At 65.4% G+C, this 13897-nt stretch carries 11 protein-coding genes; 3 read left to right on the top strand and 8 right to left on the bottom strand.

Translation table 11 applies throughout. The features are described from left to right. Positions 1-71 precede the first annotated feature (71 nt). The 3 genes from gfa to E2K76_RS16665 all read right to left on the bottom strand — a co-directional run bounded on the left by gfa (position 72) and on the right by E2K76_RS16665 (position 2382). A complete protein-coding gene (gfa, locus tag E2K76_RS16675; protein ID WP_136685581.1) occupies positions 72-653 on the bottom strand; it encodes an S-(hydroxymethyl)glutathione synthase in 582 nt (193 codons plus the stop codon). 84 nt (positions 654-737) lie between these two features. Next, on the bottom strand, positions 738-1658 hold the full coding sequence (ppk2, locus tag E2K76_RS16670; RefSeq protein ID WP_136685580.1) for a polyphosphate kinase 2: 921 nt from the start codon (positions 1656-1658) through the stop codon (positions 738-740). Positions 1659-1710: 52 nt separating this feature from the next. After that, the gene (locus E2K76_RS16665) at positions 1711-2382 is read right to left on the bottom strand and encodes an HAD hydrolase-like protein (protein WP_136685579.1); all 672 of its coding nucleotides are present in this window, start codon (positions 2380-2382) and stop codon (positions 1711-1713) included. Positions 2383-2481: 99 nt separating this feature from the next. Between E2K76_RS16665 and glmU the strand changes: the two genes are divergently transcribed. From glmU to E2K76_RS16650, 3 genes are read left to right on the top strand one after another with little or no spacing between them, the layout of a single operon-like run. Further along, a complete protein-coding gene (glmU, locus tag E2K76_RS16660) occupies positions 2482-3807 on the top strand; it encodes a bifunctional UDP-N-acetylglucosamine diphosphorylase/glucosamine-1-phosphate N-acetyltransferase GlmU (RefSeq protein ID WP_136685578.1) in 1326 nt (441 codons plus the stop codon). A gap of 3 nt (positions 3808-3810) precedes the next feature. Then, positions 3811-5610: a glutamine--fructose-6-phosphate transaminase (isomerizing) gene (gene glmS, locus E2K76_RS16655; protein WP_136685577.1), complete on the top strand. Its 1800-nt coding sequence runs from the start codon at positions 3811-3813 to the stop codon at positions 5608-5610. Further along, the gene (locus E2K76_RS16650; RefSeq protein ID WP_136685576.1) at positions 5607-6266 is read left to right on the top strand and encodes a DNA alkylation repair protein; all 660 of its coding nucleotides are present in this window, start codon (positions 5607-5609) and stop codon (positions 6264-6266) included. The genes glmS and E2K76_RS16650 overlap by 4 nt, the downstream gene beginning before the upstream one ends. Positions 6267-6278: 12 nt before the next feature. On the opposite strand, the gene lpdA is transcribed toward E2K76_RS16650, so the two are convergent. The 5 genes from lpdA to E2K76_RS16625 form a co-directional block, all read right to left on the bottom strand. Then, positions 6279-7658, bottom strand: a complete 1380-nt coding sequence (lpdA, locus tag E2K76_RS16645) for a dihydrolipoyl dehydrogenase (RefSeq protein WP_136685575.1) — start codon at positions 7656-7658, stop codon at positions 6279-6281. Positions 7659-7692: 34 nt separating this feature from the next. Continuing rightward, a complete protein-coding gene (locus tag E2K76_RS16640; RefSeq protein ID WP_136685574.1) occupies positions 7693-8286 on the bottom strand; it encodes a DUF924 family protein in 594 nt (197 codons plus the stop codon). A gap of 1 nt (position 8287) precedes the next feature. Further along, the gene (locus E2K76_RS16635) at positions 8288-9544 is read right to left on the bottom strand and encodes an MFS transporter (RefSeq protein ID WP_136685573.1); all 1257 of its coding nucleotides are present in this window, start codon (positions 9542-9544) and stop codon (positions 8288-8290) included. 67 nt (positions 9545-9611) lie between these two features. Then, positions 9612-10655 (bottom strand): tRNA preQ1(34) S-adenosylmethionine ribosyltransferase-isomerase QueA, encoded by a 1044-nt coding sequence (gene queA, locus E2K76_RS16630; protein WP_136685572.1) that lies wholly within the window; start codon positions 10653-10655, stop codon positions 9612-9614. Then, the gene (locus E2K76_RS16625) at positions 10652-13885 is read right to left on the bottom strand and encodes a DUF3971 domain-containing protein (protein WP_246032998.1); all 3234 of its coding nucleotides are present in this window, start codon (positions 13883-13885) and stop codon (positions 10652-10654) included. The genes queA and E2K76_RS16625 overlap by 4 nt, the downstream gene beginning before the upstream one ends. Between the last annotated feature and the right edge of the window lie 12 nt (positions 13886-13897).

Here is a 13897-nt window from a genome sequence, read left to right as displayed (position 1 = left end):
ACGGCGGCACGGGTGCGCATTCCAGTTCTCCTTGCTCCGGGATTGGCGCGGGGGGCTTCCCCGCGCCGCATTCACGCAGCCAGCGCGCCGGAGCGCTTGGCCACATGGGTAGCGATCGCATCCATCAGCGGCGGCGACAACGCGTCATAGGGTTCCAGCCCCAGCTCGCGCAGTCGGCCACGGATGCCGTCCATCCGCGACGGGTCCACCCCGCTTTCGATCACCGACGAAACGAAAGCCGCGAATTGCGGTTCGGACCAGCCGGACTGATCCGACAGTTCCGTATGAACGAAATCAAGGCCGTAGAACGGGTGGTCCTTGTTCTCGATCCGGCCATACATATGCGCGCCGCAGCCGGTGCAGGCGTGGCGCTGGATGGGCGCGGCCTCGTTCACGATCTTCAGCTTGTGTTCGTTCGCGGTGACGGTGATCGCATCGCGCCCAACCACGGCGACCTGGCTGAACACGGCGCCGTCGGGCTTCCAGCATTTGGTGCAGCCGCAGACGTGGTTATGCGCGGTCTGCCCGCCCACCTTCACCTCGACCCGGTCGGTGGCGCAGTTGCAATGCAGCGTGCCACCCGCAAAGTTCGGATCGCCCGCCTTGACCCCACCATCGACGGCGGGGTGAATCTTGACATTCTCGTAAGTCATAGAACGCTCCTCCCCAGAACTGATGGGCGGAGTGTCGCACCCCCCCGCGGCTGGCGGCAATTCAGCCAAAGGGGGGATGCAGGATCAGTATTTCGACGGAACGTAAAGCTCCGGCGGCAGGATCGCGCGTTCATAGTCGGGGTTGAACACGCGGTCCGGCAACGAGATGTCGTCATGCGGGACATCTTCGTAAGGGAACATCGTCAGCAGGTGGTCGATGCAGTTCAGACGCGCCCGCTTCTTGTCGTTGCCCTCGACGATATGCCAGGGGGCCTCGGGGATGTTCGTGCGGATCAGCATCTCTTCCTTCGCCTTGGTATACTGTTCCCACCGGACGCGGGATTGCAGGTCCATCGGCGACAGCTTCCACTGCTTCATCGGGTCGTGAATGCGCATGAGGAAGCGCATCTGCTGTTCCTCGTCCGTGATCGAGAACCAGTATTTCACAACCTTGATGCCCGAACGGACCAGCATCCGCTCGAACTCCGGCACGTCGTGGAAGAATTCCTGCACCTGATCTTCGGTGGCAAAGCCCATCACGCGTTCGACGCCGGCACGGTTATACCAGCTGCGGTCGAACAGGACGATCTCGCCCCCTGCCGGCAGATGCGGGACATAGCGCTGGAAATACCATTGCGACTTTTCGCGGTCTGACGGTGCGGGCAGCGCAACGGTCCGCACGACGCGCGGGTTCAGGCGCTGGGTGATGCGCTTGATCACGCCGCCCTTGCCTGCGGAATCGCGCCCTTCGAAGATCACGACGACCTTCTGCTTGTGATACTGCACCCAGCTTTGAAGGCGGATCAGTTCCGATTGCAGGCGGATCAGGTTGCGGAAATAATCGGCCCGCTGGATCGCATCGGGATGGCCCTTGCGGTAGATCTTGGCGATTTCCGCCGAAAGAACCGCGTCTTCCAGCTCCAGCTCATATTCCTCGTCCAGCGTATCGGCGAGTTCCGCCTCCAGCCAGTCGCGCGCGGGGGTGTTCGGATTGTCCAAGGTCATCGCAAATGTCCTGATATGCTTGCGGGGCTTTAAGCACCGCAGCGTGACATTATCACGACACGAGCAGGCGGTCCGCAAGTTCTGGCAGGTCGGCATAGCAGTGAAGAAGCGCTTCGGGTTTCAGGGCCGCCATCGCGTCATGCCCTTCGGGGCCGAAGGTTACCAGCGCGACCGGCACGCCCGCCGCCTGCGCGGTCAGGCGGTCGGTTTCCGTGTCGCCCACCAGCATCGAACGGGCCACATCCCCGCCCGCGCCCGTCACGGCGGCGAAATAAGGCGCGGGATCGGGCTTGCGCACCGGCAGCGTATCGGCCCCGACCAGCGCGCCGAACAGGTCCTGCACGCCCAGTTTGGTCACCAGCGTCCGCGCCAGCCCCTCTGGCTTGTTGGTGCAGATGGCGGTGGCAAAGCCCGCCTGCCGCAACGCTTGCACCGCCTCGGCCGCGCCGGGATAAAGCCGCGTATGCACGGCGATGGCCGCGCCGTATGCTTCCAGCAGGATCGGGTATTGGCCGTCCACGTCCACCTCGGACCAGTCGATGCCGATACGTTCGAACCCAAGGCGCAGCATCGCCCGCCCGCCACGCCCCGCCGTGGCCGCGTCCTGCACCGGGTCCAGCATCGCCCCATGGCCCAGCGCATCGAAGCAGTGATTGGCCGACGCGATCAGATCCGCCGCGGTATCGGCCAGCGTGCCGTCCAGATCGAAAACAACAGTGCGCATTGTAACCTGCCGAAAAGGAGTGTGACCGTCCGCCCCTTGCGAACTCGCGTCTTGGGCGTAAAACGGGCGGCAGCCGAATAAAAGACCAAAGGGGCAGAAATGGCGGATGTTTCACTGATCGTTCTTGCGGCCGGCATGGGCTCGCGCATGAACTCGGACCTGCCGAAGGTGCTGCATCCGCTGGGGGGCGTGCCGATGCTGCACCATGCGATGTCGGCGGGGCGTGCGCTGGACCCTGCCCGGACGGTGGTGGTCGCGGGTCACGGCGCGGACCGGGTGACGAAGGCGGCGCTGGCTTTCGATCCCGATGCAACCGTCGTTCTGCAGGAAGAACAGCTTGGCACCGCCCATGCCGTCGCGCAGGCGCGCTTCGATGCCCCCGGCGATGCGGTCGTGCTTTATGGCGACACCCCCTTCATCACCGCCGAAACGCTGGAGGCGATGCGCGAAGCCCGCTCTCGTCATGCCGTGGTGGTCCTCGGGTTTCATGGCGAGGGACGTTACGGACGGCTGATCATGGACGGCGACGAGCTTGAGCGTATCGTCGAGTTCAAGGATGCGACCGAGGATCAGCGGGCGATCACGCTTTGCAATTCCGGCGTCGTCTGCTGCGATGCAAGGCTGCTGTTCGATCTCGTCTCGGCTGTCGAGAATGACAATGCGGCGGGCGAATACTATCTGCCCGACATCGTGGAAATCGCCCGTGCGCGCGGGCTTTCGGCGGGCGTCGTCACCTGCGACATTTCCGAAACGCTGGGCATCAATACCCGCGCGGAACTCGCCGCGGCCGAGTCCGTGTTTCAGGCCCGCGCCCGCGCCGAGGCGCTGGAGAACGGCGTGACCCTGACCGCCCCCGACACCGTCTTCTTTGCGCTGGACACCGTGATCGGACGTGATGCGGTCGTCGGGCCGAACGTCGTCTTCGGCCCCGGCGTGACCGTGGAATCGGAAGCCGAGATCCGCGCCTTCTGCCATCTGGAGGGGTGCCACATCTCGCGCGGTGCCACCGTCGGGCCGTTTGCCCGCCTGCGCCCCGGCGCGGAACTGGCCGAGGACGTCCATGTCGGCAACTTCGTCGAGATCAAGAACGCCGTGCTGGACGAAGGCGTCAAGGTCGGCCACCTGACCTATATCGGCGACGCCCATGTGGGCGAGAAGACGAATATCGGCGCGGGCACCATCACCTGCAACTATGACGGCGTGAACAAGCACCGCACCGAAATCGGGCCGCGTGCCTTCATCGGGTCGAACACCATGCTGGTCGCGCCGGTGAAGATCGGACGCGATGCGATGACCGGATCGGGCAGCATCATCACCGAAGACGTCCCCGCCGAGGCGCTGGCCATCGGTCGCGCGCGTCAGGTGACGAAACCCGGAATGGCCGTCCGCCTGATGGACCTGTTCCTTGCAAAGAAGAAAGGCTGACCCATGTGCGGCATCGTCGGAATCCTCGGCAAGAACGAGGTTGCACCGCAGCTGGTCGAAGCCCTGCGTCGTCTGGAATATCGCGGCTATGACAGCGCCGGGATCGCCACGGTCAACGGCAGCGCGCTGGACCGCCGCCGCGCGACCGGCAAGCTGGTGAACCTTTCGGACCTTCTGGTGCATGAACCCTTGGCGGGCAAGGCAGGGATCGGCCACACCCGCTGGGCCACCCATGGCGCGGCGACGGTCGCGAACGCCCACCCCCACCGCGCGGGCGGCGTCGCGGTCGTGCATAACGGCATCATCGAGAACTTCCGCGAACTGCGCGAGGAGTTGGAGGCCGCTGGCGTGGTGTTCGAAAGCCAGACCGATACCGAGACGGTGGCCCATCTGACCGCGCGGCATCTGGCGTCGGGGATGACGCCGAAGGACGCGGCCTTCGCGACCGTGGACCGGCTGGAAGGTGCCTTCGCCCTCGCCTTCCTGTTCGAGCACGAGCCTGACCTGATGATCGCAGCCCGCAAGGGCTCTCCGCTGGCCATCGGGCATGGCGATGGCGAGATGTTCATCGGATCGGACGCCATTGCGCTGGCGCCGATGACCGACCGCATCACCTATCTGGAGGAAGGCGACCGCGCGGTCGTGACCCGGGCGGGCGCGGAAATCCACGATGCCGCCGGGCGCCGCGCCAACCGCGCGATGACCCAGATCCAGATCGACGCGACACGGATCGAGAAATCCGGCTATCGCCACTTCATGGCCAAGGAAATCGCCGAACAGCCCGCGGTTTTGGCCGACGCGCTGGCCCATTACGTGCGCGACGGCAAGCTGCACCTGCCCGACGTCGATTTCACCGGCGTGGACCGTTTGACGCTGGTGGCCTGCGGCACCGCACATTATGCCTGTCACGTCGCGAAATACTGGTTCGAGCAGATCGCGCGTCTTCCCGTCGATATCGATATCGCGTCCGAGTTCCGCTATCGCGATCCGGTTTTGTCAAAGGACAGTTGGGCGCTGTTCGTCAGCCAATCGGGCGAGACTGCCGATACGTTGGCGGCCCTGCGCCACGCACAGGATCAGGTCGCACGGGTCGTGGCGGTGGTGAACGTGACCACATCCTCCATCGCGCGGGAAAGCGATCTGGCGCTGCCGATCCTTGCCGGGGTCGAAGTGGGCGTGGCCTCGACCAAGGCGTTCTCGTGCCAGCTTCTGGTGCTGTATCTGCTGGCGCTGAAGGCAGCGCAGGATCGCGGCATCGACGTGTCGGCGCAGATCGCGGATCTGGGGATGCTGCCGGGCCTGATGAACCAGGCGCTGGGCATGGGCAAAGCCATCGCCAAGGTCGCCGAAGAACTGGCCGAGGCGCAGGACATCCTGTTCCTGGGCCGCGGAGCGATGTTCCCGATGGCATTGGAAGGCGCACTGAAGCTCAAGGAAATCAGCTACATCCACGCCGAGGCTTACGCATCGGGAGAGCTGAAGCATGGCCCCATCGCGCTGATCGACGCCCATGTTCCGGTGATCGTCTTCGCTCCGCATGATGCCCTGTTCGACAAGACCATCTCCAACATGCAGGAAGTGATGGCGCGTCACGGCAAGGTGCTGCTCATCTCCGACAGCGAGGGCGTGGCAGAAGCCGGACAGGGCTGCTGGAAAACGCTGACCCTGCCGACGATCGCACCGCAGCTTGCGCCGATCCTCTATGCCATCCCGGCGCAGCTTCTGGCCTATCACACCGCAGTCGCCAAAGGGACGGATGTGGACCAACCGCGAAACCTTGCAAAATCGGTGACCGTCGAATGAACGCCATTGCCGCACTAGAGGCGCAGGGCGACGCTGCGCTTGCCGTGGAAGCCGCCGTGCGCCACAAGGCCGACCGCCGCTATCTTGGCACGCCAAACGTCGCCATCGACGCGCTGGTCGCTGAATGGCGGGCCGAGTTGGGGGTGGAGGAGCGTGTCGCCCTCGCCTCCTCGCTCTGGCACAGCAACATCCACGAGGCGCGGATCGCCGCCGCCAAACTTTTGCTGCAGGCGCGGATGAAGCCGGACGAGGCCGCATGGCGTCTGGTGCAGGACTGGCTGCCCGAACTGGACGCATGGGCGCTGGCCGATGCCGTGTCGAAGGCCGCCGAAAAGCGCGTCATGGCCGATCTGTCGCGCATGGACGTGGCCGAGGCGTGGCTGGTATCGGAAAACCCCTGGATGCGCCGTGCAGCATTGATCGCAGTATTGCCGCTGGCGAAAAAGACGTTCCTGAAGGAAATGGACGCCCGCGAACGCGCGCTTGGTTGGGTCGAGACGCTGCTGACCGACAAGGACTTCCACGTTCAGGAAGCGATCTCGGGCTGGCTGCGCGACCTTTCGAAACACGATGCCGAACGCGTGCGCCTGTTCCTTGCCGAACATGCCGAGGCGATGCGCGGGTTCACAAGGAAAAAGGCGGGTCAGAAACTCTGACCCGCCCCCAATTCAGAAGTGGATGGCGCCGCCATAGGCGTCCAGCACGGATTCGTGCATCATTTCCGAAAGCGTCGGATGCGGGAAGACGGTGTGCATCAGGTCTTCCTCGGTTGTCTCCAGCGTGCGGCCGATGACATAGCCCTGGATCAGTTCGGTCACTTCCGCGCCGATCATATGCGCGCCCAGAAGCTCGCCCGTCTTGGCGTCGAAGACGGTTTTGACAAAACCCTCGGCCTCGCCCAGCGCGATCGCCTTGCCGTTGCCGATGAAGGGGAAACGGCCGACCTTGATGTCGTATCCCGCCTCTTTCGCATTCGCCTCGGTCATGCCGACCGATGCGACCTGCGGATAGCAATAGGTGCAGCCTGCGATAGTGCCCGGCTTGATCGGATGGGCGTGTTTTCCGGCGATCAACTCGGCAACCATGACGCCTTCGTGGCTGGCCTTATGCGCAAGCCACGGGGCGCCCGCGATGTCGCCAATGGCGTAAAGGCCGTCCACGCCGGTGCGGCAATATTCGTCCACGACGACATGGGTGCGGTCGATCTTGACGCCCAATGCCTCCAGCCCCAGCCCTTCGACGTTGCCGACGATGCCGACAGCGGAAATCACCGTGTCGAATTCCTGCGTCGTGGTCTTGCCGCCCGCTTCCAGATGGGCCGTGACCTTGCCGTTCGCCTTGTCCAGCTTCTTCACGGTCGTCTTTTCGAGGATCTTCATCCCCTGCTTCTCGAATGCCTTCTTGGCGAAGGCCGAAACCTCGGCATCCTCGACCGGCAGGACGCGGTCCATCACTTCGACGACGGTGGTATCCGCGCCCAGCGTGTTGAAGAAGCTGGCAAATTCGATCCCGATGGCGCCCGATCCGATGACCAGCAGCTTCTTCGGCATCCGTTTGGGTTCCAGCGCGTGGCGATAGGTCCAGACCAGATCGCCGTCGGCCTCCAGCCCCGGCAAGGTGCGGGCCCGCGCGCCAGTCGCCAGCACGATGTTCTTGGCGGTCAGTTCCTTGCCGTCCACGACCACCTTGCCCTTGGCGGCGATCTTCGCCTCGCCCATGACGACGGTGATCTTGTTCTTCTTCATCAGGTGGGCGATCCCGCCCGAAAGCTGCTTCGCCACCCCGCGCGAGCGTTTGACCACCGCGTCGAGGTCATAGCCGATCCCATCGGCCTTCAGCCCGAACTCCTTGGCGCGGTGCATCAGGTGCAGCACCTCGGCCGAGCGCAGCAGCGCCTTGGTCGGAATGCAGCCCCAGTTGAGGCAGATGCCGCCCAGATTCTCACGCTCGACGATGGCGACCTTCAGCCCAAGCTGCGCGCCACGGATCGCGGCCACATAGCCGCCGGGGCCAGCCCCGATCACGATCATGTCGAAATTGTCGGCCATCGGACCCTCCGCTGAAAACTAGTTCAGTGTTAAACTACTCTTCCACAACACGCAACGAAGGCTTACCGCGCAGGCGTTCCACTTCGGCTAGATAGGACCCTTGCTGCATGAACTCGGTTTCCTCGCGAGTCATCTCGCGCGACAATGCGGCGTTGCGGAACGGAAAGCGACCGAAACGCGCGATGATCGACTGATGCGCGCGGGCATGGAGCAGGCTTTCCGGGTCTTCGAGGCGGTCGGAAAACAGCGTGACGGACAGGTCCTGATCCTCGATGTCTTCGGAATGTTCGAAGGGCAGATACATGAACTGCCGCTCGGGCACCGGCACCGCCATGTCCCAGCCTTGATCCAACGCGCGGCGGGCGGCGGCGCGGGCCTTCGGGTCGGTCGAAAAGGCCTTGTCCTGCCCGCGGAACAGATTGCGCGGGAATTGATCGGTCACGATCAGATAGGCAAGCGTTCCCGCCGGGCCATCGACCCAATGTTCCAGCCCGCCGTCATGGGCGGCCTGCCAAAGATCGCCGAACCGCTCGCGGATTTCCTCGTCCAGTTCCGGCTCGCCCGAATACCAATCCTCGGGATCGAGTTCGCCAAGCCAGAAATCCAGCACGCTTTCAGGATCGTCCATCCTACTTCTCCTCTCGGGTGGCGGCGGTGTCCTGGCCCGCCTCCTCCATCAAAACGCCGACGGCGACGGTTTGTGCCGTTGGCGCCACGACGGCAAATGCGCCGGTTTCCTCGGGGCGCGGCGCGGTGCGCTGCGTCATCCGCCATGCCGCATAGGCCGTCAGCGAAGCCATCAGCGCAAGGATGAAAACGAAGAACCCCGGCGGCCCCATGCGATCCATCAACCAGCCGGTCAAGAGCGGCCCGGCAATCGCGCCAAGCCCGTTCATGAACAAAAGCCCGGCGCTGGCACCCGCCATCTGCTGCTTTTCCAGAAAGTCGTTCGTATGCGCGATCAGCAGCGAATAGAGCGGGTTGGCAATCCCGCCCAGCAGCACGGCGATGGGCGTCAGCAGCCACATGTTCACGGGGGTGAACACGCCAAGCAGCATCACCAGCGATCCCGCCGCCGCCAGCGCCGCAATCACGATGCGCCGGTCCATCCGGTCCGAAATCCAGCCGATGGGATACTGGAACGCCAGCCCGCCACCATACATCGCCGCGATGAACAACGAGATCTGCGCGACCGACAGCCCCGCGATCGTCCCCCAGACCGAGGCCATCCCGAACATCGCGGCAAAGACGCCCCCCGTCAGGAACATGCCCACGACGCCAAGGGGCGAGACCTCGTAAAGCTTGGCGAAGCTCAGCCGTTCGGTCGTATCGAAGGTCGGGGCCTGCGTCACGGTGATCAGGATCGGGATGAACGCGAAGCTGACCAGCACCGACGGGATCACGAACAGCGAGAATCCAGCCGGGTCCGCCACGTTCAGCAGAAGCTGGGCCGAGATGATGCCCGCCATCTGCACGATCATGTAAAGCGACAGCGCCTGCCCGCGCGTTTCGTTGGTCGACGTGTTGTTCAGCCAGCTTTCGGCGGTGATATAGACACCCGAGAAGCTGAACCCGATCAGCACGCGCATCAGCGCCCAGATCATCCAGTCCGGCATCACCGGATAACAGACCAGCACCGCCGAGATCATCGAGCCGAGCGCGGCAAAGACCCGCACATGCCCGACCCGCTGGATCATCCCCGGCACGGTGCGCGATCCCAAGAGGAACCCCGCAAAATAGGCGGACATGACGATGGACATCTCCAGCGTCGAGAATCCCTCGATCGCGCCGCGGATGCCCAGGAGCGAGCTTTGAACCCCGTTCCCCACCATCAAAAGCAGAACGCCGATCAAAAGCGGCCAGGTGGAGGAAAAGACGCTCAGCATGGAAGGCTCCGGAAGTTCGCCGGTTCAACATAAGGCGCGGACGCGAAAGGTCAGGTTCGGAAGCGGCTTATTGCCGCCCGTCCGCGTCAGGGATCAGAAGTGACGCATCGCCGTAGGAAAAGAAACGATAATTCTTCGCCACCGCGTGATCGTAGATGCGCCGGACGGTCTCCGCCCCCATCAGCGCCGAGACCAGCATGAGAAGCGTGGACTTCGGCAGGTGGAAATTCGTCATCAGCGCATCGGTCACGCGAAAGCGATATCCGGGATAGATGAAGATGTCGGTGGCCGCCCGGAACGGCTCCACCCGCCCCGAGGCCGCTGCCGATTCGATCAGGCGCAGCGCCGTCGTGCCGACGGGGATCACCCGCCCGCCGGCCGCCTTGGTGGCATTTATGGCGGCGGCGGCCTCCGGCGTCACCTCGCCCCATTCGGCGTGCATCTTGTGGGTGGTCACATCCTCCACCTTCACCGGCAGGAAAGTGCCCGCGCCGACATGCAGGGTGACTTCGGTGAAGGTAACACCCTTGGCGCGCAGCGCCTCCAGCAGTTCGGCATCGAAATGGAGGCTGGCCGTGGGGGCTGCGACCGCGCCGGAATGGCGGGCGAAGACGGTCTGGTAATCATCCTTGTCCTGCGCGTCGGGCGCGCGTTTGGCGGCGATATAGGGGGGCAGCGGCATCGCCCCCGCCTCGGCCAGCGCGGCGTCGAAATCGTCGGCATGGAAGGTCAGGATCAGGTCCGTCTCGGACTTGTCGGCCACCACTGCCGACAGGCGATCCGAAAACGCCACCGTCTCGCCCACCGCCAGTTTCCGCAGCGGTTTCGCCAGCGCGCGCCAGCCGTTCGCGGCGGGCTCCAGCAGGGTGATCTCGATCTTGGCCTCCGCCTCTCCGCGTCTGCGCCGCCCTGTCAGGCGCGCGGGGATCACCTTGGTGTTGTTCAGCACCAGACGGTCGCCGGGGCGGAAGATTTCCACCAGGTCGCGCACATGCAGATCGCAAATCGCCTCCCCCGTCGCCAGCAGCAGCCGCGCCGATGTGCGCGGTTTTGCGGGCCGCGTCGCGATCAGGTCTTCGGGAAGGTGGAAATCGAAATCGGAAAGTTTCATTCGGCCAGCCGTGGCGGAGGATTGCGGAAAATCTCGCGGAAGGCACCGGGGGTCAGCAGCGACAGCGGGTTGACCGAGACCTGCGGATCGTCCGCCGTCCCCGACAGGCGATAGTTGAAGCCGAAAAGCCCCTCGCCCCGCTGCGAGACAAGCTCGCCGATCCCGTTCAGCAGATAGATCGGAGAGATCACGCCCTGCATCATGAACCGCTTGTCCGCCATCCCGTAAACCCCGGCCAGCGACACCCCAAGCGAGGCACCGACCGCAGCGCCCCTCGTGACCTCGATCGCGGCGGGGGTCAAGCGGAACTCGGCATCGACGTTCTGGAACAGGATGCCCGAGCCGTTCAGCTGCTCCAGCAGCCCGACGACAGACACTGCGTTCAACAGCGCAGCCAGCACCGGCACGTTCTGCACCCTCACGCCGCTGGCCCGTGCCCGGCCCCGGTAATATCCGTCACGCCCTTCCGGCTCCAGCACGACATCCAGGGCGCCGCCGCGTGCGTTCGGGAACAGACCCGCCGAGGCGAGGACCTGCCCCGCATCCGCAGCCGTCAGTTTGACGCCGGTGCCGCCCTTGACCGGGCCGACGATACCGCTGACCGGCGCGCCGCCGTTCACCAGCCCCGAGAACCGCCCGTTGAACCCGTCCCGTGTGTTGAAATCGCCCGAAACCCCGGTCAGGGCCAGCTTCTCGCCGATGCGCAATTCGTCCAGCCGCAGCCGCACCGGGGTCGGATCGCCACCACCGCCCGACCCCGACGCGCCAAGCTTCAACTGCCGCAGGTCGATCCGCCCGCCATTCACGTTGACCTGCGGCGAGCGCCCCTGCCCGCGACCCGAAAGCGTCACCGGCGCATCGAGCCAGCCGTTCAGCCGCACCCGGTCGAACCGCGCCGCCTCCAGCCCCGTATCGGTCAGCGACACGCTGCCCGCAGCGGTCATCCCGCCGCCCTCGACCTCCAGCCGCTGCACGGCAGGTGGATCGGACAGGGTCGCCCCGACCGATAGCCGCCCGGCGGCGCCCGGCGATTTCTGCCAGCCGATCGCGGGCAGTGACACCCCAACGCCCCGCAGATCGGAAGACAGCGTCAACTCCGGCGGCACCCCCTTCGCCAGATCGATCCGCGCCCGCCCTTGCCCTTGCCCCGAGATCATCCCGGCGGGCAGGCCCAGCCGAAACTCCTCGACCGCCGCTTCGGACAGCACCACGTCGCCTTCGACGAAGGCGCGGCCCTGATCCTCGCGCTTCAGAGAAAGCTGATAGGCGCCGTCGAAGCCGACCTGGCCGAGCCGTCCCGGCCCGCCGATCCGCAGACGGTCCGGGTCCGCCGTCAGGTGCAACTCGTCCGAGGACAGCGCCCGCCCCGGCACCAGCACATCGGACGAAAAGTCCCGGATCGTTCCCGCCACGTCGAAATCGACCTGATCGACCTTGATCCCGCGCACCAGCGGGACATGCAGGGTGGCCGCGACCTCGGCCTGCCCGGTTCCCACATGGACCGAGCGCCCTGCCTTGGTCATGAAGCCAAAGGGCGGCTGGTCCAGCAGCGACAGGGCGGCGGTGACGGAACTGCGGGTGCGCAGACGTATCTCGGCCATGGTTGGCTTTTCGCGGATGTCGCGCACCAGAAACACCGAGTCCGCCGCATCGACCGCGCCGCCTTCGGGCGGCATCACGCGCCCCCGCTCCAGCGTCATGGAATAGCGGTCACGGTCGATGGAGGCATAGCCGCGCCCATCCTCGATCGGAGGCAAGGTGCGCAGGAACCGCGCCTCGGCCCCGTCGAACTCATAGCCCAGCGAAAGCTTCGGCTCCTGCCCCGGATCGAGCCGGATGACGGCATCGACGTTGCGCAGATCCGCCTCCAGCACGTTTTCCGACAGCCATTCGCGGGTGCGGGGAACCAGAGCCACCGGCCAAAGCGCCAGCAGATCGCTCCGCTCGATCTCGTTCAGCGCGGTGTCGAAGGCGACGCGCCAGCCGCCCGGAGCCGCCTGCACATGACCATGGCCGCGCAGGTGCCGGTCGCCCTCGACCAGCGCCAGCTGGCCTATGTCCACGGTGAACGGGTTCAGCCGCAGCCGCGCATCCAGCCAGCCGCCGGAAAAGCGCACCGGCTCGGTGAACAGCCCCTCGGGATCGACCGAGATGTCGGCAAAGCGGATCTGCCCGATCACCGTCTCGGGCAGCCCGCCACGCAGATCCTTCAGATAGGAATGACCCGTCGCCTTGACCCGCAGCGTCTTGCTGTCGACCGTCATATCCACCAGCGACACCTTTTGCGCCGATGGGTCATAGGTCAGCGCCATCGACGCCGCATCGAAGGCGATGGGCCGCGTCTCCTCGGTCGGGGAAAGCGCGCCGGGGCCGAGGTTCAGCGAGGCGGCGAATTGCGACAGCACCCCCTCCGCATCCACCCCCGCCGTAACGTGCCCCGAGACATTGGCATCCAGAACCGCCAGCGGGGCCAACGGGGCGGCCTGCTCTGCAATGTCGGCGGCGGCAATATCCTCGACCATCGCGGTCATGCGGGTTTCGGTCGATCCGCGCTGCGTCAGGAAGGTCATGCCGATGCGGCCTTCCTCGCTGCCATGGACGCGGGCGGACAGGCCCGCCTCGATCTCGGCATCGCGCACCTCGATCTTCAGCGCGCCCTCGTCCAACTCCCACGTGCGTTGCGCGCGGGCGTCCTGAACGGTCAGCGTCAGATCCTCCGCCTCGACCCGGCGCAGGCTGGACAGGGCGGGCAGCGTGAACAGCCGGTCGATTTCCGCCATGGCGGCGGAATAGCTGTCGATCCGCGTGCCGCCGGGATTGACGCCGAAGGCCAGATCGAAGCTGCCATCCTCTTGCCGCCGCGCGAACAGTTTGGCCCCCGACAGCAGCACCAGACGCGGACGCGGGACCAGATCCCACGGGTTCGGGCGGTCGAAGGCGACGCGCAGTTCGGGCAGGATCAGCATCGGCGTGCCCGAAGCCTCCAGCAGCCGCAGATCGTAAAGTCGCAGGCGCGGCATCAGGCGGCGGTCGATCACCAGCCGCACGTCGCCGATGCTGACCTCGGCGCCGACGGTTCCGGCGGATTGCAGCGCGCGGTTGGCTCGCGCCTCCGCCTCGGCCAGAATCCATCCCGGCATCGGCAGCGCAGTGCCCGTCATCGCCAGAAACCCGACGCCCCCGGCGACCACAGCGACCGGAATCCCAAGCGCAAGCCAGATTTTCCTCACGCGCCGCCTTTC

It is taken from the genome of Falsirhodobacter xinxiangensis (assembly GCF_004959935.1).
Lineage (GTDB): Bacteria > Pseudomonadota > Alphaproteobacteria > Rhodobacterales > Rhodobacteraceae > Falsirhodobacter > Falsirhodobacter xinxiangensis.
This window is presented reverse-complemented; position numbering and strand designations above follow the sequence as displayed.

What these genes read in the sequence shown, in the direction of transcription:
- lpdA (WP_136685575.1), bottom strand. Translation starts at nt 7,658, where the DNA reads ATGGCCGACAATTTCGACATGATCGTGATCGGGGCTGGCCCCGGCGGC.
- queA (WP_136685572.1), bottom strand. Translation starts at nt 10,655, where the DNA reads ATGAAACTTTCCGATTTCGATTTCCACCTTCCCGAAGACCTGATCGCG.
- E2K76_RS16640 (WP_136685574.1), bottom strand. Translation starts at nt 8,286, where the DNA reads ATGGACGATCCTGAAAGCGTGCTGGATTTCTGGCTTGGCGAACTCGAT.
- E2K76_RS16635 (WP_136685573.1), bottom strand. Translation starts at nt 9,544, where the DNA reads ATGCTGAGCGTCTTTTCCTCCACCTGGCCGCTTTTGATCGGCGTTCTG.
- glmS (WP_136685577.1), top strand. Translation starts at nt 3,811, where the DNA reads ATGTGCGGCATCGTCGGAATCCTCGGCAAGAACGAGGTTGCACCGCAG.
- glmU (WP_136685578.1), top strand. Translation starts at nt 2,482, where the DNA reads ATGGCGGATGTTTCACTGATCGTTCTTGCGGCCGGCATGGGCTCGCGC.
- ppk2 (WP_136685580.1), bottom strand. Translation starts at nt 1,658, where the DNA reads ATGACCTTGGACAATCCGAACACCCCCGCGCGCGACTGGCTGGAGGCG.
- gfa (WP_136685581.1), bottom strand. Translation starts at nt 653, where the DNA reads ATGACTTACGAGAATGTCAAGATTCACCCCGCCGTCGATGGTGGGGTC.
- E2K76_RS16665 (WP_136685579.1), bottom strand. Translation starts at nt 2,382, where the DNA reads ATGCGCACTGTTGTTTTCGATCTGGACGGCACGCTGGCCGATACCGCG.
- E2K76_RS16650 (WP_136685576.1), top strand. Translation starts at nt 5,607, where the DNA reads ATGAACGCCATTGCCGCACTAGAGGCGCAGGGCGACGCTGCGCTTGCC.